Source organism: Nitrincola sp., from assembly GCF_048264025.1.
GTDB lineage: Bacteria > Pseudomonadota > Gammaproteobacteria > Pseudomonadales > Balneatricaceae > Nitrincola.
The window spans coordinates 15,955-36,132 of sequence record NZ_JBLXDN010000011.1 but is presented as its reverse complement, the minus strand read 5'-3'; the positions used below and the strand labels follow the sequence as shown (position 1 = coordinate 36,132).

General features: G+C 50.5%; 18 protein-coding genes and 1 other RNA gene. 9 read left to right on the top strand and 10 right to left on the bottom strand.

Annotated features, from left to right (window positions below; all coding sequences use genetic code 11):
* Positions 1 to 93: 93 nt before the first annotated feature.
* Both hslO and ACN0R1_RS10085 read left to right on the top strand, forming a co-directional pair.
* Positions 94 to 963 (top strand): Hsp33 family molecular chaperone HslO, encoded by an 870-nt coding sequence (gene hslO, locus ACN0R1_RS10090; protein ID WP_417582407.1) that lies wholly within the window; start codon positions 94 to 96, stop codon positions 961 to 963.
* Positions 964 to 1,191: 228 nt separating this feature from the next.
* On the top strand, positions 1,192 to 2,739 hold the full coding sequence (locus tag ACN0R1_RS10085) for a phosphoenolpyruvate carboxykinase (RefSeq protein ID WP_417582405.1): 1,548 nt from the start codon (positions 1,192 to 1,194) through the stop codon (positions 2,737 to 2,739).
* A gap of 80 nt (positions 2,740 to 2,819) precedes the next feature.
* On the opposite strand, the gene ppx is transcribed toward ACN0R1_RS10085, so the two are convergent.
* On the bottom strand, positions 2,820 to 4,346 hold the full coding sequence (gene ppx / locus ACN0R1_RS10080; RefSeq protein ID WP_417582403.1) for an exopolyphosphatase: 1,527 nt from the start codon (positions 4,344 to 4,346) through the stop codon (positions 2,820 to 2,822).
* 192 nt (positions 4,347 to 4,538) lie between these two features.
* Between ppx and trxA the strand changes: the two genes are divergently transcribed.
* The 4 genes from trxA to ACN0R1_RS10060 all read left to right on the top strand — a co-directional run bounded on the left by trxA (position 4,539) and on the right by ACN0R1_RS10060 (position 8,748).
* Positions 4,539 to 4,865 (top strand): thioredoxin TrxA, encoded by a 327-nt coding sequence (gene trxA / locus ACN0R1_RS10075; RefSeq protein ID WP_417582401.1) that lies wholly within the window; start codon positions 4,539 to 4,541, stop codon positions 4,863 to 4,865.
* A gap of 266 nt (positions 4,866 to 5,131) precedes the next feature.
* On the top strand, positions 5,132 to 6,391 hold the full coding sequence (gene rho, locus ACN0R1_RS10070) for a transcription termination factor Rho (RefSeq protein ID WP_036524738.1): 1,260 nt from the start codon (positions 5,132 to 5,134) through the stop codon (positions 6,389 to 6,391).
* 130 nt (positions 6,392 to 6,521) lie between these two features.
* The gene (ubiD, locus tag ACN0R1_RS10065; RefSeq protein WP_417582399.1) at positions 6,522 to 8,015 is read left to right on the top strand and encodes a 4-hydroxy-3-polyprenylbenzoate decarboxylase; all 1,494 of its coding nucleotides are present in this window, start codon (positions 6,522 to 6,524) and stop codon (positions 8,013 to 8,015) included.
* Entirely contained in the window at positions 8,008 to 8,748 is a 741-nt protein-coding gene (locus tag ACN0R1_RS10060) for an NAD(P)H-flavin reductase (protein WP_417582397.1), read from the top strand. Before ubiD ends, ACN0R1_RS10060 begins: the two co-directional genes overlap by 8 nt.
* A 62-nt stretch (positions 8,749 to 8,810) precedes the next feature.
* On the opposite strand, the gene ACN0R1_RS10055 is transcribed toward ACN0R1_RS10060, so the two are convergent.
* From ACN0R1_RS10055 to hemC, 4 genes are read right to left on the bottom strand one after another with little or no spacing between them, the layout of a single operon-like run.
* Positions 8,811 to 10,070, bottom strand: coding sequence for a heme biosynthesis HemY N-terminal domain-containing protein (locus tag ACN0R1_RS10055; RefSeq protein ID WP_417582395.1), 1,260 nt, complete (start codon positions 10,068 to 10,070; stop codon positions 8,811 to 8,813).
* Positions 10,070 to 11,374, bottom strand: a complete 1,305-nt coding sequence (locus tag ACN0R1_RS10050) for a uroporphyrinogen-III C-methyltransferase (RefSeq protein ID WP_417582393.1) — start codon at positions 11,372 to 11,374, stop codon at positions 10,070 to 10,072. The genes ACN0R1_RS10055 and ACN0R1_RS10050 overlap by 1 nt, the downstream gene beginning before the upstream one ends.
* The gene (locus tag ACN0R1_RS10045; protein ID WP_417582391.1) at positions 11,371 to 12,189 is read right to left on the bottom strand and encodes a uroporphyrinogen-III synthase; all 819 of its coding nucleotides are present in this window, start codon (positions 12,187 to 12,189) and stop codon (positions 11,371 to 11,373) included. Before ACN0R1_RS10045 ends, ACN0R1_RS10050 begins: the two co-directional genes overlap by 4 nt.
* Positions 12,167 to 13,105 (bottom strand): hydroxymethylbilane synthase, encoded by a 939-nt coding sequence (hemC, locus tag ACN0R1_RS10040; protein ID WP_417582389.1) that lies wholly within the window; start codon positions 13,103 to 13,105, stop codon positions 12,167 to 12,169. Before hemC ends, ACN0R1_RS10045 begins: the two co-directional genes overlap by 23 nt.
* Before the next feature lie 162 nt (positions 13,106 to 13,267).
* Here hemC and argH point away from each other — a divergent pair, with 162 nt between their 5' ends.
* The gene (gene argH, locus ACN0R1_RS10035) at positions 13,268 to 14,671 is read left to right on the top strand and encodes an argininosuccinate lyase (RefSeq protein ID WP_417582387.1); all 1,404 of its coding nucleotides are present in this window, start codon (positions 13,268 to 13,270) and stop codon (positions 14,669 to 14,671) included.
* A gap of 78 nt (positions 14,672 to 14,749) precedes the next feature.
* On the opposite strand, the gene ACN0R1_RS10030 is transcribed toward argH, so the two are convergent.
* Positions 14,750 to 16,660 (bottom strand): methyl-accepting chemotaxis protein, encoded by a 1,911-nt coding sequence (locus ACN0R1_RS10030; protein WP_417582385.1) that lies wholly within the window; start codon positions 16,658 to 16,660, stop codon positions 14,750 to 14,752.
* Between the two features lie 155 nt (positions 16,661 to 16,815).
* On the opposite strand from ACN0R1_RS10030, the gene ACN0R1_RS10025 reads away from it, so the two are divergent.
* Positions 16,816 to 17,724 carry an AEC family transporter gene (locus ACN0R1_RS10025; RefSeq protein ID WP_417582382.1) on the top strand — a complete coding sequence of 303 codons (909 nt, stop codon included), beginning with the start codon at positions 16,816 to 16,818 and terminating at the stop codon, positions 17,722 to 17,724.
* A 341-nt stretch (positions 17,725 to 18,065) separates the two neighbouring features.
* Here the strand turns inward: ACN0R1_RS10025 and ACN0R1_RS10020 are convergent, their stop codons facing one another.
* The 4 genes from ACN0R1_RS10020 to ACN0R1_RS10005 all read right to left on the bottom strand — a co-directional run bounded on the left by ACN0R1_RS10020 (position 18,066) and on the right by ACN0R1_RS10005 (position 19,386).
* Positions 18,066 to 18,662: a 5-formyltetrahydrofolate cyclo-ligase gene (locus ACN0R1_RS10020; RefSeq protein ID WP_417582380.1), complete on the bottom strand. Its 597-nt coding sequence runs from the start codon at positions 18,660 to 18,662 to the stop codon at positions 18,066 to 18,068.
* An 8-nt stretch (positions 18,663 to 18,670) separates the two neighbouring features.
* A non-coding RNA gene (gene ssrS / locus ACN0R1_RS10015) (6S RNA) lies at positions 18,671 to 18,851 on the bottom strand.
* Positions 18,852 to 18,880: 29 nt separating this feature from the next.
* Entirely contained in the window at positions 18,881 to 19,180 is a 300-nt protein-coding gene (locus ACN0R1_RS10010; RefSeq protein ID WP_417582378.1) for a cell division protein ZapA, read from the bottom strand.
* A complete protein-coding gene (locus ACN0R1_RS10005) occupies positions 19,177 to 19,386 on the bottom strand; it encodes a TIGR02449 family protein (RefSeq protein WP_151053257.1) in 210 nt (69 codons plus the stop codon). The genes ACN0R1_RS10010 and ACN0R1_RS10005 overlap by 4 nt, the downstream gene beginning before the upstream one ends.
* Positions 19,387 to 19,573: 187 nt before the next feature.
* Here ACN0R1_RS10005 and ACN0R1_RS10000 point away from each other — a divergent pair, with 187 nt between their 5' ends.
* Positions 19,574 to 20,164, top strand: a complete 591-nt coding sequence (locus ACN0R1_RS10000; protein WP_417582376.1) for a UPF0149 family protein — start codon at positions 19,574 to 19,576, stop codon at positions 20,162 to 20,164.
* The last annotated feature ends 14 nt before the right edge of the window (positions 20,165 to 20,178 follow it).

Sequence of the window (20,178 nt, the reverse complement as noted above, 5' to 3'; positions counted from 1 at the left end):
ATCTTTATGGGTTGTGATAAAATCGTTTCCTATAGTAACAGTCATGGATACCAGCTCAAAGTCTGGCATCACAGCCATATTGGAAAACAGTTTATGAGTTCAGCGGATAAAATCCAGCGTATCCTTTTTGAAGAGGCCGATGTTCGTGGGGTTGTGGCTGGTTTGCATACCAGTTACGGTGCCGTAATGGAGCGTAATACTTACCCTTTAATGATTCAGAAATTATTGGGAGAGATGCTTGCGGCCGTTACGCTGTTGAGTTCGACATTGAAATTTGAGGGTCGTCTGATACTCCAGGCTCAGGGTGAGGGTGCTTTGCGTCTTTTAATGGCAGAATGCAGTCATCACTTACAGGTGCGCGGCATCGCCCGAATTGAAGGTGAGTTGCCGGATGCAGATAGCTTTTCGCAACTCTTCGCTCAGGGGCGTTTGGCTTTGACTATAGAGCCTGCCAATGGGCAGCGCTATCAAGGTGTTGTGCCGATGGAACAGGGGTCGCTGGCCGAGTGCCTTGAAGACTATTTCAGCCGCTCGGAACAGTTGCCGACCCGTATCCAGCTAGCCTGTGATGGTGAGCGCGCGGCAGGTATGTTGTTACAAGTCCTGCCAGCTGCAGGGGGTGGCAGTGAAGATTGGAACCGGATTGGCGTGCTGGCCGATACGCTAACACAGGAAGAGCTGCTGACGCTGGATAATGAGTCAATGCTGTATCGATTGTTCCATGAAGAGGAGTGTCGTCTTTATGAGGCGCAGACCCTGGCGTTTCACTGTGATTGTTCTCGCGAGCGTTGTGGCCGTGCGTTGCAGCTGGTTGGTCGGGATGAATTACTGGCAGCAGCTGGTGAGCAGGGCGGTCATATCAGCGTCGATTGCCAGTTTTGTAACACCGTCTATCAATTTGATCGTGAAGATATTTTGGAGTTAACAGAGGACCAGCGTCCGTCTGGGGAAACACTGCATTGAATTAAGCCGCTATGCAACTTTAGTGAAACTGTTAATGAGAACAGTTTCCGGTTGTCCACAAGGCGGTTTTTTTATGCAATAATAGCCGCTCTTAAAAGCAATAATAATTTAAGCTATGCAAGCCGGTATACTTACACTGCGAAGTACCTCAGATACCTGTGGCGTATCCGGTCAGGGCTCGCATTTGTTATTCAGTAATTTGTTGGCATCAAGCCAAGGGAAAGCGTAATGACTACAGACACTGTCAAAATTGCACATCAGAATCTGAGCCCTGCTGAACTGGTGGAGCGTGCTTTGCAGCGCCAGGAAGGCGTGCTTGCTGATACCGGTGCACTGGTTGTAACTACCGGCAAGCGCACCGGTCGTTCACCAATGGATCGTTTTATCGTTAAAGAGCCGTCTACCTCGGCTTCTATCGATTGGGGGCAGGTTAATCGCCCGTTCGATGCTGATAAATTTGATGCCCTCTGGCAGCGTGTAGAAAGCTGGCTGGAAGGCGAAGAACGTTTTGTCTCACAAGTTCATGTTGGATCTGACCACAACTATTACCTGCCAGTCAAAATGACCACTCAGACCGCCTGGCAGAATTTGTTTGGCCTGAATCTGTTTATCCGTCCGCATCAGTACAACCCCAAGAACAATCCTGAGTGGCAGATCATTAACGCGGCTGGCTTTGTGTGTGATCCAGAGCGTGATGGTACTAATAGCGATGGTTGCGTCATACTCAATTTTGCTGAGCGTAAGGTGCTGATCGCTGGTATGCGTTACGCCGGTGAAATGAAAAAAGCGATGTTTTCAGTGCAGAATTTCCTTCTGCCTGCGCACGATGTGCTGCCGATGCACTGCTCCGCTAACATTGGAGAAGATGGTTCTACCACCTTATTCTTTGGTTTGTCCGGTACCGGTAAAACTACCCTGTCTGCTGATCCAGAACGTTACTTGATTGGTGATGATGAACACGGCTGGGGCAAGGGTGTTGTATTCAATATTGAAGGTGGCTGTTATGCCAAGACCATCAATCTGAGCAAAAAGAACGAACCCATCATCTGGGATGCGATTCGCTTTGGTTCCATAGTTGAAAACGTTACTCTGAATGCTTGTCGCAAAGCGGATTATAACGATACATCGTTGACTGAAAATGGACGTTGTGCCTATCCGCTGGAGCACGTGGATAAACGTTCTGCGACCAATATGGGTGAAGAGCCGGATTCAATTGTGTTTCTGACTTGTGATCTGACTGGCGTTCTGCCGCCTGTCTCTGTTTTGACCAAAGAAGCCGCCGCTTACCACTTCCTGTCAGGCTACACCGCACTGGTCGGTTCCACGGAAATGGGTTCAGGCAGTGGGATTAAATCCACCTTCTCTACCTGCTTTGGTGCACCTTTCTTCCCGCGTCCAGCCCATGTTTATGCTGATCTGCTGATGAAGCGAATCAGTGATTATGGTTCGCGTGTTTACCTGGTAAACACCGGTTGGAGCGGTGGTTCTTATGGTACCGGTGAGCGGTTTAGTATTCCGACAACACGTGCCATTATCAGCGCAATTCAAAGTGGTGCGCTGAAGGATTGCGAAACTCAGCAATTGCCGGGTATTAACCTGGCTGTGCCTTTGGCAGTGCCAGGTGTCAACAGTGGGCTGCTGAATCCACGTGAAACCTGGGCTGATCCAGCTGCTTATGATGCGGCAGCAAAAGACCTGATTGGCCAGTTTGTCAGTAACTTCACCAAGTTTAATGGCATTTCCGAACAGATCGTTAAGGCGGGTCCTGAGCTGTAACGCTATTCTCATTTTAACAAAAAGGGGTGATCAATCGATCACCCCTTTTTTGTTGGAGCTAAGCGGCCCCTGCTAAGGGTTTAGCTGAACTTCAGCTTGTAGTCGATGCTTTTCAGGTAGTCCGCTTCGCTTTCCAGGTCGGTTTGGGTGAGGGGGTGGTGTTGCAGCCACTCATCCGGAAAAGACAGGGTGATTTTTTGATTGTCTGCCTGCAATTTAAGAGCGGGCAAGCGGGCTTTGCTGCGGCTGCGGTGCAGGATAACCGCAAGGCGAAGCAGCAGACTTAAACGCAAGTAGGGTAGTTGCTTGTCTTCAGGTAGAAGTTTTAGCTCATCTTTGGGGAGTTTGCGGCGGTGGGCTCTGGCCAGAAAAGCGAGTAATTGCTGTTCTGTGTTACTGAATCCAGGTAGGTCGCAGTTTTGCAGTAAATAAGCACTGTGACGATGAAAGCGGTTGTGCGAAATAGTCAGTCCGATTTCGTGTGTGCGTGCCGACCAGCAGAGCATGTCGTGAAATTCGTGCTCCTGAAGCTGCCAGCTGTCGCTGACCTGTGCCAGCATAATGAGTGCCGTTGCTTCTACGTTAGCCGCATGACGGGTATCAATGTGATGGCGTTTCATCAGGGCATTAATAGTGCGCTCACGCACATCTTCATGGCGGAGCCGACCGGCCATATCATACAGAACACCTTCGCGAAGCGCGCCGTCCGAATATTCCATGCTATGAATATCCAGTGATTCAAAGATTGCACACATAATGGCTGTGCCAGCCGGGAGCACAGCTTTTCTTTCCGGTTTGATGCTGTTCAGTAAGATGTCGTCCGCCTGGTTGAACTTCAACAGGTAGGCTTTAAGTTGGTTCAGCGCTTCAGCTGTGATGGGGCCAGAAGAGAAGCCCAGTTCTATACAGGCCTGGTTGATAGCCTTGGCGGTGCCGGAAGAGCCGACACAGCTTTGCCAACCCATACGGCGATAGTTGTGTCGGATCGACAGTAGTTCCTGCATGGCGGCCATTTTTGCCTGTTGGAAGCCCTTGTCTGTTAACTGTCCACTGGGGAAGAATTCTTCACTAAAACTGACGCAACCTAGCTGCAGACTTTCCAGTAGGCGTGATTCGAAGCGCTCGCCAATGATGCATTCGGTGCTGCCACCACCTATATCTATAACCAGACGACGGCCGGTGTCATCGGCTAGTGTGTGTGCTACGCCCAGATAAATCAGGCGTGCTTCTTCATAGCCAGAAATGACCTGCAAGGGTAATCCGATGACGGCAGTGGCTTGACTGGCAAACTCGCGACGGTTAGAGGCTTCGCGCAGGGCGTTGGTCGCTACGGCGCGTATGGCCGTCCTGGGTAGTTCTTTAATGCGTTCGGCAAAGCGTCGCAGGCAATCAATCCCGCGTTGCTGGGCATCTTCCGAGAGGATTCCTGCTTCATCCAGACCCGCCGCCAGTTGCACTTTTTCTGACATGATGTCTACTGGTTTGAGCTCGCCGTCCACCAGGCGAGCAACAACCATATGAAAGCTGTTGGAACCAATATCGATTGCCGCCAGCAGAGCTCCCTCTTCGGGTTGATCTAGCCGGCTTGGCTGTTCGTATACTTCCATTGAGCTCTCCAGGTCACGTTTTATAGCGAATGGCCGCTATTTTGCCAGACGCTGTGGCTCATAAGAAGCCGTAAAAACATTTTCTTGATGTATCTATGCCATGCGGATAAGTTCACAAGCATACACGGCTGGTGTTATGATCCTTATATAACAGCTATTACAAAGCACCCGGTGCAATGGAGAAACAGAGACATGAGTGAAAACATTATTAATGTCACCGACGCTACTTTTGAAGAAGAAGTAGTAAAAGCAGATAGCCCCGTGTTGGTGGATTACTGGGCAGAATGGTGTGGTCCTTGCAAAATGATTGCGCCCGTTCTGGAAGAAATTGCCAAAGAGTATGAGGGGCAGTTGAAAGTATGTAAGCTCAATATCGACGAGAACAATGAAACGCCACCAAAGTTCGGGATTCGTGGTATTCCAACCTTGATGCTGTTCAAAGGTGGTAGTGTAGAAGCCACTAAAGTGGGTGCATTGTCTAAATCTCAGCTTTCTGCTTTTATCGACGCCAATCTCTGAGTGATCATTAGGATGAAAGGGTTGGAGATGTCCGCCCTTTCCAGTTGGATTGCTCTGGATCAAACACTTGACGATAATGTCCACAGATACTGGACAGGCGTCGTTAAACACTTTATATTCATGCTGTGCTTGGCTGATGATTCTGTCAGATCCCGGCTGGGTGTTACAGTCCGATCTGCGGATCCACTGAAGCAATCTCATTCCAACTCAATCCTCCGGCTTACCATTCAATTTTCAGCCTTCACCTGGCTGCATCCTAAAAAACTATGAATCTATCTGAATTAAAACTCAAAAGTGTTCCAGACCTACTGGAAATCGCAAACAGCATGGGCATCCAGAACATGGCCCGTTCCCGCAAACAGGATGTGATTTTTGCCATCCTGAAAAAGCATGCTGTCAGCGGTGAAGATATATACGGCGATGGCGTCCTCGAAATACTTCAGGACGGCTTTGGTTTTTTACGTTCGGCAGATTCGTCGTACTTAGCCGGACCCGATGACATTTACGTATCACCCAGTCAGATTCGTCGCTTCAATCTGCGCACGGGTGACACTATCGCCGGAAAAATCAGGCCGCCGAAAGATGGTGAACGTTATTTCGCCCTGCTGAAAGTCAGCGAAATCAACTTTGACCGTCCTGAAAATGCCAAAAACAAAATACTGTTCGAGAACCTGACGCCACTATTCGCCCAGTCGCGCATACGTATGGAAGTCGGTAACGGCAGTACTGAAGATATTACTGCTCGTGTGATCGACCTGGTGTCACCCATGGGTAAAGGTCAGCGCGCGCTGATTGTGTCGCCGCCTAAAGCCGGTAAGACACTGATGTTGCAGAATATTGCCAACAGCATTACCCGCAACAGTCCGGATTGTTACCTGATCGTACTGCTGATAGATGAGCGTCCGGAAGAAGTAACCGATATGCAGCGTACCGTGCGCGGCGAAGTGGTAGCGTCTACGTTTGATGAGCCGCCTTCACGTCACGTGCAGGTGGCTGAAATGGTGCTGGAAAAAGCCAAGCGTCTGACTGAGCATAAAAAAGATGTGGTCATATTGCTGGATTCCATCACCCGTTTGGCGCGTGCTTATAACACCGTGATTCCGTCTTCCGGTAAAGTGCTGACAGGTGGTGTTGATGCCCACGCACTGGAACGGCCGAAGCGTTTCTTTGGGGCGGCACGTAATATCGAAGAGGGCGGCAGCCTGACAATCATCGCCACAGCGCTGGTAGATACTGGTTCGAAAATGGACGAAGTTATCTACGAAGAGTTTAAGGGTACCGGTAATGCCGAAGTGCATCTGGACCGACGCATTGCTGAAAAGCGTGTGTTCCCGGCGATTAACATCCGCCGCTCAGGTACTCGTCGTGAAGACCTGTTGACCACAGAAGATGAACTGCAGCGTATCTGGATTTTGCGCAAACTGTTGGATCCGATGGATGATTCCGCGGCTACCGAGTTTGTCATCGACAAGCTGAAAGACTTTAAGACCAATGATGAGTTTTTCCAGTCGATGAAGCGCAAGTAAGCGATCTGTAAGAAATGATCTGCAAAAACGATCTACAATAAAGAGTTCTGACGTAAACAAGCAGAACTCTTTCACCCAGACACTCAGGTAGCATCACTATCTGAGTGTCAGTGTCCGGTAAGACTTAGCTATGTCCACGCCAAAATACCAAGACCTTCGCGATTTTATCCAGATGCTTGAAGCCAGAGGTGAACTCAAGCGTATTAGCCAACCTGTCAGCCCCGTGTTGGAGATGACAGAAATCGCTGATCGAACGCTGCGTGCGGGCGGACCTGCGCTGTTGTTTGAGAATCCGATCGGTTTTGATATCCCGGTGTTGGCTAATTTGTTTGGTACCCCTGAACGAGTAGCATTGGGCATGGGCCAGGAGTCGGTGTCGGCCCTGCGGGATGTCGGACACTTGCTGGCGCAGCTTAAAGAGCCTGAGCCACCCAAGGGCTTCAAAGATGCCTGGGATAAATTGCCGGTATTCAAACAGGTTCTCAATATGGGGCCGAAACTGGTTAAGTCTGCGCCCTGCCAGGCGGTTGTCATTGAAGGTGATGCCGTTGATTTGTATCGTTTACCAATACAAACCTGTTGGCCTGGTGATGCCGGTCCCTTGGTGACCTGGCCGTTGGTGATTACCCGTGGCCCGAATAAAAGTCGCCAGAACCTGGGTATCTACAGACAGCAGCTGATTGGTCGTAATAAGTTGATCATGCGCTGGTTGGCACACCGAGGCGGCGCATTGGATTTTCGTGAATGGAAACAGCAGCATCCAGGGAAACCTTTCCCTGTCGCCGTCGCCCTGGGGGCTGATCCAGCTACCATTCTTGGCGCTGTAACGCCGGTTCCAGACACGCTATCCGAATATGCCTTTGCCGGTTTGTTGCGCGGTGGTAAGACTGAGCTGGTAAAATGTATCGGTAATGATCTACAGGTACCGGCAAGTGCGGAGTTTATTCTGGAAGGCTATATCGATCCGGAGGAAACCGCTGAGGAAGGCCCATTTGGTGATCATACCGGTTACTATAATGAAGTGGATTATTTCCCGGTTTTCACCGTGGAGCGTATTACCCATCGCAAGGACCCCATCTACCACAGTACTTACACTGGTAGACCGCCAGATGAACCGGCGGTGTTGGGCGTTGCGCTCAATGAGGTGTTTGTACCGATTCTGCAGAAACAATTCCCTGAGATCGTCGATTTCTATCTGCCACCGGAAGGTTGCTCCTATCGGCTTGCCGTGGTGACGATGAAGAAACAGTATCCTGGTCACGCCAAGCGGGTGATGCTCGGGGTCTGGTCATTCTTGCGTCAATTCATGTATACCAAGTTTGTGATAGTTTGTGATGATGATGTCAATGCGCGTGACTGGCAGGATGTCATCTGGGCCATGACTACGCGTATGGACCCGGCCAGAGACACCGTCATGATAGAAAACACGCCAATTGATTACCTGGACTTTGCGTCACCGGTTTCCGGTCTGGGATCAAAAATGGGTATGGATGCTACCAATAAATGGCCAGGTGAAACCCAGCGTGAATGGGGTGAGCCGATTCAGATGTCGGCCGAGGTTAAGGCGCATGTGGATGAAATATGGGACAGTTTAGGCATTATTCCTGGAGAGAGTTTTGAATAGATATACGGCAAAAATCATCAGTAATGAGCGTTTGAATCGTGATGTGTATCGGGTTCGGATTGCGCTGAAAGCATCGGGGTCTGAGTCAGCAACTTTCAGTGCTGGCCAGTATCTTGAGCTGTTTTTGCCGGATGGTCGCAGTGCGTTTTTTTCTATCGCGTCAGCACCGGAACAGGTGGGTGAGCTGGAGTTACATATCCGCCATATGCCGGACAGTGAGATGAATTGTGCGCTGGTTGCACATCTGGAGCAGGCCTCTGAAGTAGAGCTGTGTATGGCTATGGGGCAATGCCATCTTGCGGCGTCAGCTTTGGCGCCTGAGCGAAGATTAGTTTTTGTTGCCGGTAGTACGGGATTTGCGCAAATAAAAAGCATGGTTGAGCATCTGTTAGCCAATCAGGTAACTCAACCTATTCATGTCTACTGGGGTGGACGGGTCGCTGAGGATCTTTATCTGGATAATCTGGCCCGTCAGTGGGCAAATGACTACCCCAATCTACACTATACGGCCGTAGTGTCTGAGCCCAGTGATGATTGGCAGGGTGCGCGTGGACTGCTGCCTGGTATTGTGGCATCTGATATTTTGGCACCGGCTACAACGGATATTTATGCCTGTGGTTCACCGGGCATGGTGTATGCGTTGGTTGATGCGTTAGAAGCTCAGGGTGTCAGTGAGCGCCAGATACATGCGGATGTATTTGCCTATGCGCCTCGGCCAAAAGCAACCAGTTGACGTCTTGAATAAGGGTTGTGTCTACTAGCCATATAGCCCGTCAGACACAACCCAAGCACAGCCTAGTCGGCTTTAAGTGCCGGTTGCGGCAGGGGTAGATCGGGTAACTTGTCTGTCACATGGCTGATGCCCTGATTCATCACCTGCATGGCTCTTTCCGGTTGCTCGAGCTGCTGCAGTAATCGCGCAAACTCGGCGCAGCTATCCAGGTTAGGATCAATACTCAGGCTTTGCTCGTAATAGCCTACAGCCTCACTCCACAATTGGCATTTTGCCGCTAATCTAGCCAAGGCTATATACAATCCTGGACTTTGCTCATGAACCTCTAACCATTTTTGTGCTTGTTGATAAAGCTTGCGTGGTTTGGGGCTGTCAATCAGGCCATAGAGAGGGATTAGTATTTCACTCCAGCGGGCTTCTAGACGTAGGCGCAGCAAAGCTTCGGCTGCCTTATGACCCCCAGCAGCGATCAACTGATCGGCATACTCAGTCACCACCTCATCATAGTTCGATGCTGTTTCAGGCATACTCACCCAAATGCTTTGTAACTGCCGGACCCGCTGCTCCGGTTCGGGCATGAAGCCACCGGCTGTCGGTGTTCTCTGTTTTTGCAACAGGTGTAACAGTGTTTCACGTTCCAGACGATTAAGATTTTCCAGCGGCAGAGCTTTGCTGCGACGCAGGTCGGGCAGGATATCCGCAACACCTTGCCAGTCATTCAAGCGTGCCGAGACGTCGGCCAGCAAGGCCAAAATTTGCTTGTTGTGTGGCTGCTTGCGGCGCAATTTGAGTAGGTTGGCTAGTGCCGCTTCCAGTTGTCCTCGAGCTACCTGAATCTGGGACTGGGTAATGCTGACTGCCAGGCTGGCTTCCGGAGTCGACTTTAAGGCTTTTTTCAGTAGCTCATCGGCCCCAGTCTGGTCACCATTTTCATGTGCCGCACGAGCGGCCGCAATATAGTTGATTACAGGTAAATCAAAATCTTCTGCGCTACGGGTCAGGGTGACCTGAGCTTTGTGCCATTCACCTTCGGACAGGGCCAGCAAGCCCTTCAATGTTTTCTTCCGTGCAGATTGATGTTTTTTGATGGCGCGCCATTGGCGGAACTGTCCTGTTGGCAACCGGGCATTAAAGATCAAGTTGAAAATTAAATGTAATAGTATAAATGCGATAAATACCCCCACTAAAAACACCCAGAGCGTGGTTTCAACGGTGGTGTTGTTATAGGCCAGCAACACATAACCCGAGTCAGTGACCATCATCTGGCCAGCCCAGGCACCCACTACAAGTGCCAATAGCAGTAATACGAAAAGGCGCTTCATCAGTTGCCTCCTTCACGCTTTAGGCGGCGCAGTTCACTGATGTGCGTCTGTAATGCATCCAGTGAGGCATTGATTGACGGTACTTCTGGGGCCACCTCGACAGCTTTTAGCTCATCAATACCGCGTAGCAATGACTGTGTTGTGGCATCGCTGGGCTCAAAATAGTCGGCTATCCAACTGCTGGCTTTTTCCAGACTGTGGGAGTAGGCACCTTGGCGGCGTTGCAGCAGAGCGTGTTGAGCTTGTTCCAGCATCAAGTGCAGGTTTTGCTGCAGATAGTAGGTTTGTTCTGGTGAGAGCAAGGGTTCAACCGGGTTATCACGGTGTTGGATTACAACCAGTTGATCCAGCTTAGACATGGCGCTGGACAGTGCGTTTTTGGCGCCAGCCCCCCAAGTGTCACGGACTGCTTCAGGTGTTATCTCTTCCAGCATATCCGGTAGCTGACGACGATCTGTAACTGGTGTCATGCGTAGATCAGACACGCGTGCATTCAAAGCACTGAGGCGTAGGAAAACGCCTTCGGTATCCAGGCGAGGAACGGCATCGAGTGCAGCGATGTCTTCTGCTAACGCTTCACGGACGGGGTAGAGCGCTGCATCATCCGCTTGTCGCAGTATCTCATCAGCAGACCTGAGTAAGGCCAGGGCCCCGGTCGCACTTTGTTCCATCAATACGCGCTGGTTGGCAAGACGCAGCAGGTATTCGGCTTCAGCCAGTAACCAGTCTTTTTCGGAGATGACCTGCTGCGCTTGAACCTGACGAATGCTTTGGGTCAGACGTTGTTGCAGACTGTCGACGTTACGCTGGCTAGCCGCGGTCTGCTCTTTCAATTGGCCTAGTTGCTGATTGATGCCGGCCGCCTGTTCGCTAACAGACGAAACCGTGCGAGCTACTTCAGTGGCGTTGCTGGCTAGCCGGGTTTCGACTTCCGCTGCCAAGTTGACAGTTTTATTCTGTAGCTGTTGATTCTGGTAAAACAAATAGCCAGATAAGCCCAGTGCAGCGAGTGCGACGACTAAGGCGGCCCTTGCGGGCCAGGGAGATGGGTATTTAGTTGCCGCTTCTGTGCCTGAGCTGTGTGCGGTTAAGCCGGGTTTGGTTTGGCTGACCTCAGGCTCAGTTATAGTGCTCTCAACTGTACTGCTCTCCGTTGCCGGGCTCTCTGTAGTAGGATTCTCTGTAGCACTGGAGGTGCTATCATCTCCTGACGCCTCTGTTGTGGGTGTGTCAGGCAGTTCTGACTCAGTTACAGGCGCTTCAGGATTACTATTCTGGTTTGGTTTATCAGATTTATTTGTCATGCCAGCTGTTCCAAGTCATTACCGGGGAGAGTGGCCCGGACCATTGAGTCATCATCCGGTCCCTGAGCAACTCTGACCCGCCTGTATCCCAGCTCCCGTGCAATGACGGCAATGCGTTCACTGGGCACTATTAAACGCGTGTTGAGCAGCGGTTGATACCGGTCTGCTGAATGGGTCGTCATCAGGGTCTGCAGGTTTAACAGACCTTCGCCACTGGTAATGAGCAGCGCTGACAAGGGTTCATCCAGCAGTTTCTGCTTTAATGTCTGTTCAGAATAACTGGGGAGGCGTCGATAGTAAACTGTACCATAGTCAACCCTGGCTCCCCGTGCTGTTAGTGTGCTTCTCATCAGGTCGCGTCCACCGTTTCCCCGCAGTATCAAAATGCGTTGTCCATCGACCTGCTGAAACCTGTCGCTGCTGAGCAGCGCTTCAGAGTCATAGCCCTGCTCGCTGGACCAGGCACAGATACCCTGTTGTTCAAGCTGCTTGACAGTCTGACGGCCTATACCGACCCAGTCGATGCCCAAAGGTAGCTGTGGCCAAAAGTCTTCAATCAGCTCGACACCCAGTTTGGCGGCATTGGGGCTGACAAAAATAACTTTCTGATAGAGATCCAGGTCCAGTAGGCAATACTTGAGATCGGCGTAGGCTGAATCTGAATCACTGACCGGTTCGATCTCGATCAGAGGCAGGCACACGGCCTCACCGCCCAGCGCCTGGATCAGCGCCTGCTGTGCCTGGCTCTGATGTTCAGCTCGCGTGACCAGGATGCGCAGCCCTTGCAGGCTATTAACCGCGTTCTGTGTAGACATGCTTTAAAATTTCGTCAGCACCGGCGGCAAGCAGTTGCTCTGCCAGTTGGACACCTAAGGCTTCGGCGGCTTCAACCGGGCCGGTGATTTCATCGCGCAATACGCGACTGCCATCCGGCAGGCCGACCAATCCCCGTAGCCAAAGCTGGGTGTCATTGTTCTGCAGCACCGCATAACAGCCGATAGGCACCTGACAGCCTCCTTCAAGGCGACGATTCATGGCACGTTCCGCCAATACGCGGCTGGCTGTTTGAGTATCATGTAGTGGCTGCAGCAGATTGATCAGCTCCTGATCATCGCTACGGCACTCAATGCCGACGGCACCCTGACCACCGGCTGGCAGACACTCTTCGGCTGACATCTCTTTACGAATACGGTTTTCCAGCTTGAGCCTTACCAGGCCAGCGGTTGCCAGGATAATGGCATCAAACTCACCGGCATCCAGCTTGCCCAGGCGGGTTTGCACATTGCCGCGCAAGCTGCTGACTTTCAGATCAGGTCGGCGTTCGCGTACCTGCACTTCACGTCGCAGTGATGACGTACCGACATGAGCGCCCTGGGGCAGATCATCAAGTGAGTCAAAGTGGTTGCTGATAAACGCATCAGTCGGTTTTTCGCGTGGGCAAATCACCGCCAGCCCTAGCCCTTCTGGAAATTCCATCGGTACATCTTTCATTGAGTGCACGGCAATATCAGCCCGGTTCTCCAGCATGGCATTTTCCAGCTCTTTAACGAACAGGCCTTTACCACCGATTTTTGCTAAAGGCGTATCCAGGATTTTGTCTCCCTGCGTCACCATGGTGACCAGTTCAATCTGGATGCCTGGGTGGTGTGCCTCAAGCTCAGCTTTGACATACTCGGCTTGCCAGAGAGCCAGCAGGCTTCGGCGTGTTGCGATACGGATGGTTCTGCTCATAATGGAGTCCTGTTGCCGTGAGTGCAAAAAAATCAGACACAGATTGTAGCAGATTAACTACAACGGGCGATAAACCTCACGGCAATCCGCTGCCAAGCTTGTTATAATGGCGGGATTTTCAGCCATCCGCCAGTTCACGGCCTGTTCATGGAGAGTGTCAGTATGAGCAACAAAACCAATCAGCAGTGGGGCGGTCGTTTTTCCGAGCCGACCGATGCTTTTGTAGCGCGTTTTACCGCATCAGTTGATTTCGATAAACGCCTCTACAAGCAAGATATACAGGGCTCCGTTGCCCATGCGCGGATGCTGACCCGGGTTGGTGTGCTCAGTCAGGATGAGTGTGATGCCATTTTACGCGGGCTGGGCGAAATTCGGGTTGAAATAGAGCGCGGTGAATTCGAGTGGTCTGTAGCGTTAGAAGATGTGCACATGAACATCGAAGCGGCGCTGACACATAAAATCGGAGTGGTCGGTAAAAAGCTGCATACCGGTCGGTCACGTAACGATCAGGTGGCTACGGATATACGCCTCTATCTTCGTGATGAAACTGATTTGATTCTGGATGAGCTATCTCGATTACAGCAGGGGTTGCTGGAATTGGCTGAGCGAGAAGCGGATACCATCATGCCGGGCTTTACCCATCTGCAAACAGCGCAGCCAGTCACCTTCGGCCACCATCTGATGGCCTGGTTCGAAATGCTCAGCCGCGATTATGAGCGCTTTGTGGATTGCCGCAAACGCATCAATATTTTGCCCTTAGGCGCCGCTGCGCTGGCGGGTACCACCTATCCGATTGATCGCCACTATACCGCCGAGCTGTTGAAATTCACCGCCCCAGCGGGTAATTCATTGGATGCAGTATCGGATCGCGACTTCGCCATAGAGTTCTGTGCCGCATCGAGTCTGTTGTTGATGCATATGACCCGCATGTCGGAAGAGTTGGTGCTCTGGGCGTCGGCGCAGTTTAATTTTGTAGATCTGCCAGATCGTTTCTGTACCGGTTCATCGATTATGCCGCAAAAGAAAAACCCGGATGTGCCGGAGCTGGTGCGAGGTAAAAGTGGTCGGGTCTTTGGTCATCTGTTCTCTTTGCTGACACTGATGAAGTCTCAGCCTTTGGCATACAACAAAGACAATCAGGAAGATAAGGAGCCGCTGTTTGACACGGTCGATACGGTAAAGGGCTGCTTGCGTGCCTTTGCTGATATGGTACCCGCATTACAGGCGCGTAAAGAGGTGATGCGTGAGGCGGCCTTGCGTGGCTTCTCAACCGCTACCGATCTGGCTGATTATCTGGTGCGTAAGGGCGTCGCTTTCCGTGATGCGCATGAGATTGTCGGCTTGTCGGTGGCTTATGGTATACGCACTGGCAAGGACCTGGGGCAGATGGAGCTGTCTGAGCTGCAACAGTTTTCTGACATAATTGAAGCTGACGTATTCAGTGTGTTGACGCTGGAGGGCTCAGTTTCCGCTCGTGACCATATTGGTGGTACTGCACCGAATCAAGTGCGCAAAGCCATAGTCGTGGGTCAGCAGTTATTGTCAGGCCGCGAACAGCACGACTGATAGGTTGTGCCCTTGCACATAATTAAACCGCATGAGTTAAACCGGAGCCGCCAGCTAACTGGCGGCTCCGGTGTCTTTTCAAACCTTGAAGCGCCCAATCCTACTCTGCAGGTCACTGGCCAGTCTGGCCAATTCATCAGCCGCTGTATTCACTTGTTCAGTGCTGCTTGAAGTCATTTCAGCGGCATCAGTAATAAAACTGATGTTGTGATTGATTTCATCGGCTACCTGGGATTGTTGGCGAGCGGCCTCGGCAATCTGTATGTTCATCGTATTGATTGTTTCGATTGCTCCGGCAATGCTGGTCAGGGCTTCATCTGTATCGTTGCAACTGGCAACGCTGGCTGTAGCTTTATTGCGACTTTGCTGCATCGAGTTGACCGCTTTTTCAGCACCGGACTGCAGGCGTTCAATCATGTGTTGAATATCTACTGTTGAATTCTGAGTGCGGCTGGCAAGACTGCGCACTTCGTCGGCAACTACAGCAAAACCACGCCCTTGTTCGCCGGCACGTGCTGCTTCAATAGCGGCATTTAATGCTAGCAGATTAGTTTGGTCAGATATGTCGCGAATGACATCAAGGATTTTATTGATCTCTCGGCTATCAGTAGACAAATTATTGATGATTTGAGCGGCGGACTCGATATCGTTAGCCAATCCTTGAATTGACTGCTGGGTATTGGCCAGTTTCTGTTTTCCTGACAGTGCTAATTCATTGGCTGCACCAGCGGCATGCGAGGTTTGAGCCGCATTATCAGCAACTTCAGTTACTGTGGCGGTCATCTCGTTCATCGCCGTGGCAACCTGCAGGGTTTCAGACTGCTCTTTTTTGGCTTGTTGCGAGGTGTCGGTGCTGGAGGCTGACAGCTCTTCGGCGGCAGCAGACAGCTGAACAGTCGCGGCGCCAACCTGTTTGATCAGGCTGTGGATGTGCGTTACAAAATGGTTGAACGAACTGGCCAGGTCAGCCAATTCGTCGCGGCCGCTATCATCCAGACGAGCGGTCAGATCGCCATCGCCAGCGGCAATATTGCGCAAGCTGTCAGCTGTGGTTTTCAGTGGTTTGATAATGCTGCGAGCGAGTAGGGCTGCCATTAATAAACCCAGTAGTACTGAAACTATGCCAATCACGATGATGCGGATCAGCGCCTGCTGGTAGCCTTGTACATACTCGGTACGATCAATCATCAGCTCAACCACTCCCAGAGGTTTGCCAGAAAAGTCCATGATCGGACGTGCCATGACGGCCCAGCTTTGTTCTCCTCTGTCGACTTCGCTAGTGTAGACTTGGCCTTGCATAACCTGATTTAGCTGAGCCTGAGTCAGCGAGGTGTCATTCTCAATTGTGGTGGCAAACGCCTTGAAACCACTGTTGGCGGGAATATGCAGTGCGGCCTGAGCACCGAAGCGTTCAGTGAAGGTATCAAAAAAATCCTGACCAAACGACAGGCCCACCTCAGCGGAACCTATATGACGTTGCTGGTGATAGACAGGAATGACGCCGCGCAGTCCGATGCCAGCAACACCGCTTTCCAGGCCGCTTTGAGCGCGTTGCTGATTATTGGCCTGGAGCACTGTAAGGCGAAAATCGCTCAAGTCATCATCATGTTTATCCAACTGGTGCAGACGCAGATAAGAAGTCGCAGGTGGCAGATGAAACTGAAATTGACGAATATTATAGTTTTGCTGCAGGGCTTCAAAAACAGGTAGTGTCAATTGTTGTAATAGTGCTCGATCACGATTGGCAAAGGCCTCGGAAATACCGACACCGCTGATAGACGCCGTGGTGATACGTAATGCCTGTTCGGCTGTTTCATCAATAGAGGCTTGCAGAGCGTTATGCAGATCTTCGAGTTGACGGCTTTCTGCGCGCTGTGTGATATTACTCAACAGGCTCAATACGGTGGGGATAATGATGGCAATAACCAGCGCCAACATGATTGCCGTACCCAAAGATAGACGGATGGATATACGAATATTTCTCAGCATTGACGGGGATTCCTTCGGCTAGGATTTGGGCGTCTAGCCTGTTCTATTTACGCCATTTATAATGCAATTAAACCGCACTTTTCAAGATTATAGCACTTGGTTTTGTGCACCTATCGATCAAAAGTGTCTGGGTTTGACTTATATCAGGAAAGTTTATGTTATCAGTGATATCAGTACTCTGGCCGGTGTTCGCTCTTTTGATTACCGGCGCTGGGATGCGTCGCTTCAACTTTCCTGGTGATGGGTTTTGGGTTCCCGCTGAGCGGTTGACCTATTACTTTCTGTTTCCGGCCCTGCTGATTCACAGTCTGAGCCAGGCTTCACTATCGGGACAGGAATCTTTGGTGTTGATGTTGGCCGTGCTGGTGCTGCTGGGTCTGGGTACGCTGATTTGTTATGGCTTGCGGCATTTTCTGCAGTTAGAGAATGCGGCGTTTACCTCCTTCTATCAGGGCAGCATGCGCTTCAATACATTTGTGGCATTGGCCGTTACCTCAGCACAGTTTGGTTCTGCTGGGATAGCCCTGGCTGCAGTAGTCGCTGCAGTAATGATTCCAGCGCTTAATCTGCTCTGTGTGCTGGTGTTTGCTCATAATTCTGAGCGTCAGCCTACGCTGGGTGGCGTATTGAAGACCTTACTGACTAACCCGCTGATACTGGCATCTCTGCTGGGTGTAAGTATTAATCTGGCGGGGGGCTTGCCTGAGCTAATGCAGCCCTTTTTTGTGCTTTTGTCGCAAATGGCTTTGCCACTTGGGTTGCTATCTGTCGGAGCCGCCCTGAACCTGTCCGCTTTGCGACGTTCAGGGCGGGGCATGCTGTTTTCTATAGTGATCAAGTTACTGCTGTTTCCTCTGCTGGCGGCATTGATTGCCCTGCTCTTAGGGTTGTCGACCTTGGCTGCAGGGACTTTGATCATCTTTGCTACTATACCCACAGCTACTTCCGCCTATATCCTTGCACGCCAGTTAGGTGGCGATGCCTCGCTGATGGCCGCAATCATTACCGCTCAAACTTTATTGTCCATGCTGACCATCCCTTTATGGCTGACGTTATTGCTATAAAACATATTTAATTCATCATGTTAAGCCAGGTGTTCAATCTCAATATTTAAGTCAGCCATGTAACATGCAGTAAAAAAACAAAAAAATTCTGTAATAGACTTGAAATATTTTTATTTTGTGAAACACTATGCATGGGTAGTAAACGTCTGTTTGGGTTAGTGAGGGTCATCTTAAGTGGTGGGTCACTAACAATACTGCAACGCAACAAATAAAAGAGATAGGCGAGATGAGACGGAGTCCTGATCTAGTGCTGGTGCTTGTGCTGGTTTTTGTAATCGGCACGATAATGACGGGTGTATCTCAGAGTGGTATTGAGTTTGCGGCTGTAGTCCAACAGGTTTTCAACAGCTGAACCGATAAATACCTGCTTCTGTAGCAATACCTGCCAGCGGAACATCCCAGCTTTCCGTTGCCAGGCAGTCCACTTTCTGTAATTCATGCGCTAGTCCTATTAATTTCGGCCCTCTGATTCCCTTGCTTTGTAGCTTGAAGCTAAACGTGCGGTCGTAATAGCCTCCACCCATACCCAGGCGCCTGCCTCGGGTGTCAAAAGCCACTAAAGGAAGAAAAATCAGGTCCAGTGCCCAGGCAGGGGTTTTGGGTGTGCGTAGCAGTTTTGGCTCTGAAATGCCGTAACTGTTCAAGCGCATTGGGCTGCCAGGTTTGTAGGGTAAAAACCACAAGCGGTTGTGATGAATTGGATGGAGTACGGGCAGATAAACGGCTTTGCCCAATTGCCAGCATAAGCGGATCAATGGCTCAGGGCTGATTTCGCCATCATTAGGTAAATAGAGTGCAATGTTACGGGCGCAACGAAACCAAAGTTGGTGTTTCAGGCGGCGACAGAGCTGATTGGCATGCCGCTTTTGCTCAGTGGCTGACAACGCACGTCGCTGGCGTCTGATTTGCTGGCGCAAGACTTTGCGGGAATCGGCCATGATTATGAGGGTCTCCCAGGGTGCCGTTTACTGATTCTGGCCCTGAACCGTGAGGTTCAAGGAGGGAGCAGTGTCTGACGTATCAGGCTTTCCGACAAGCGGACATGCACACAACATCAAAGTGACACTCCCATTTAGAAGGATATAGGCTCGAGGGACTTAACCAGCTCTCGAACACCCCAGGAGACGATTCCATTATACCAGATTAGGTAGATTTGTCAGCCACCTGGATTGGAAGTGTTTAAAGCGTTATCAACTTTACTGCCAATGCGGCGTAAATGTGCTTCAACATTCTGGCGTTGAATTTCCTTATTTTTTAGCAAATCGTGGGACATATTCAATGCGGCCATAACAGCAATACGCTCAAGTCCGACGATTTTTCCAGTATTTTTGATTTCACGCATTTTATCATTCAGATAATCAGCTGAAGCCAGCAGCTCGGCTTCCGCACCATCTGGGCAACTGATAGTGTACTCTTTATCAAGCAGTCTGACGGTCACACTTCGGGCTGTTGTCATGATCCGTGCTCCAAAGATTTCAATCGCGAAATCATGGCCTCAATCTTACTTTGGGTTTGTGTATTTAGCTGCATTAATTGGGTGCGCTCTTCTTTTAAGCGCTGCTCCGACTCACGCAAGCGCTTGTTTTCCTTTTCCAGTTCGTTGAGCCTGGCTATCAGCTGGTCAACCTTGTGTTCCAGTGCATTAAAAAGATGTTCACTCATGTCCGGGCGCTTCCTGACAACCATCATGTTTTATATTAACAGCCTGTAGTAAACCTTGACATCTTCTGCGAGTAAACTAAAGAGCTTGGCACGCATTCTGGTCAATCAGGCAGGCTATTCATACCCTTTACAGTAAATGCTAGCATAGCCTGCTCCTGATTTATTTATTTCTCTGATGGATATTGAAATGACTTCTGAAAAAACGCTGCCTGACCTCCCTGAATTTGACACAATTGCCGACCTGATGATCAGTGAAGGGGTGCTGACGTTATCGCCTGCCGAGTTACATGGACTCATGGCCGGACAGTTGTCTGCGGGTGCGCGTTTTGATACCGATACGTTATTAAAAGTGTTGTGTGAGTTGATGAATGTCAACCAGCTGACCGACGAAAAGGCTACACTGGTGTTCGGTTCACTCTATCAAATAACACTGGCGCAGTTGTTGGACGAGGATCTTGGCTTTCGGTTACTACTGCCGGATGATGATCAAGAAATCAGTCAACGGGTGGATGCCTTGAGCAGTTGGTGTAGCGGTTTTCTGGCAGGTTTTGGCATGTATCTGGGCGAGCAGTCGATGTCAGATGCCCTTAGGGAAGGGTTGCAGGATTTTGCTGAAATTGCCCAGGTATCGACAGATCCAGATGAGCTGGATGATGAAGATGAATCTGGTCTGTTGGAATTACAGGAATATGTGCGTATGGCGGCTTTGTATATATTTGCAGAATGTAATCCGGATGTTGACCCTGACCCAGCGGATAAACGTAAGCAGTTACATTGAGCCTCAAACGAGCG

Excerpts from the sequence above, each read along its gene's own strand:
- ACN0R1_RS10000 (WP_417582376.1), top strand. The coding sequence starts at position 19,574 with ATGACTTCTGAAAAAACGCTGCCTGACCTCCCTGAATTTGACACAATT.
- ACN0R1_RS10025 (WP_417582382.1), top strand. The coding sequence starts at position 16,816 with ATGTTATCAGTGATATCAGTACTCTGGCCGGTGTTCGCTCTTTTGATT.
- ACN0R1_RS10045 (WP_417582391.1), bottom strand. The coding sequence starts at position 12,189 with ATGTCTACACAGAACGCGGTTAATAGCCTGCAAGGGCTGCGCATCCTG.
- hemC (WP_417582389.1), bottom strand. The coding sequence starts at position 13,105 with ATGAGCAGAACCATCCGTATCGCAACACGCCGAAGCCTGCTGGCTCTC.
- ppx (WP_417582403.1), bottom strand. The coding sequence starts at position 4,346 with ATGGAAGTATACGAACAGCCAAGCCGGCTAGATCAACCCGAAGAGGGA.
- ubiD (WP_417582399.1), top strand. The coding sequence starts at position 6,522 with ATGTCCACGCCAAAATACCAAGACCTTCGCGATTTTATCCAGATGCTT.
- ACN0R1_RS10010 (WP_417582378.1), bottom strand. The coding sequence starts at position 19,180 with ATGACAACAGCCCGAAGTGTGACCGTCAGACTGCTTGATAAAGAGTAC.
- argH (WP_417582387.1), top strand. The coding sequence starts at position 13,268 with ATGAGCAACAAAACCAATCAGCAGTGGGGCGGTCGTTTTTCCGAGCCG.
- hslO (WP_417582407.1), top strand. The coding sequence starts at position 94 with ATGAGTTCAGCGGATAAAATCCAGCGTATCCTTTTTGAAGAGGCCGAT.
- rho (WP_036524738.1), top strand. The coding sequence starts at position 5,132 with ATGAATCTATCTGAATTAAAACTCAAAAGTGTTCCAGACCTACTGGAA.
- ACN0R1_RS10050 (WP_417582393.1), bottom strand. The coding sequence starts at position 11,374 with ATGACAAATAAATCTGATAAACCAAACCAGAATAGTAATCCTGAAGCG.
- trxA (WP_417582401.1), top strand. The coding sequence starts at position 4,539 with ATGAGTGAAAACATTATTAATGTCACCGACGCTACTTTTGAAGAAGAA.
- ACN0R1_RS10020 (WP_417582380.1), bottom strand. The coding sequence starts at position 18,662 with ATGGCCGATTCCCGCAAAGTCTTGCGCCAGCAAATCAGACGCCAGCGA.
- ACN0R1_RS10030 (WP_417582385.1), bottom strand. The coding sequence starts at position 16,660 with ATGCTGAGAAATATTCGTATATCCATCCGTCTATCTTTGGGTACGGCA.
- ACN0R1_RS10055 (WP_417582395.1), bottom strand. The coding sequence starts at position 10,070 with ATGAAGCGCCTTTTCGTATTACTGCTATTGGCACTTGTAGTGGGTGCC.
- ACN0R1_RS10005 (WP_151053257.1), bottom strand. The coding sequence starts at position 19,386 with ATGAGTGAACATCTTTTTAATGCACTGGAACACAAGGTTGACCAGCTG.
- ACN0R1_RS10085 (WP_417582405.1), top strand. The coding sequence starts at position 1,192 with ATGACTACAGACACTGTCAAAATTGCACATCAGAATCTGAGCCCTGCT.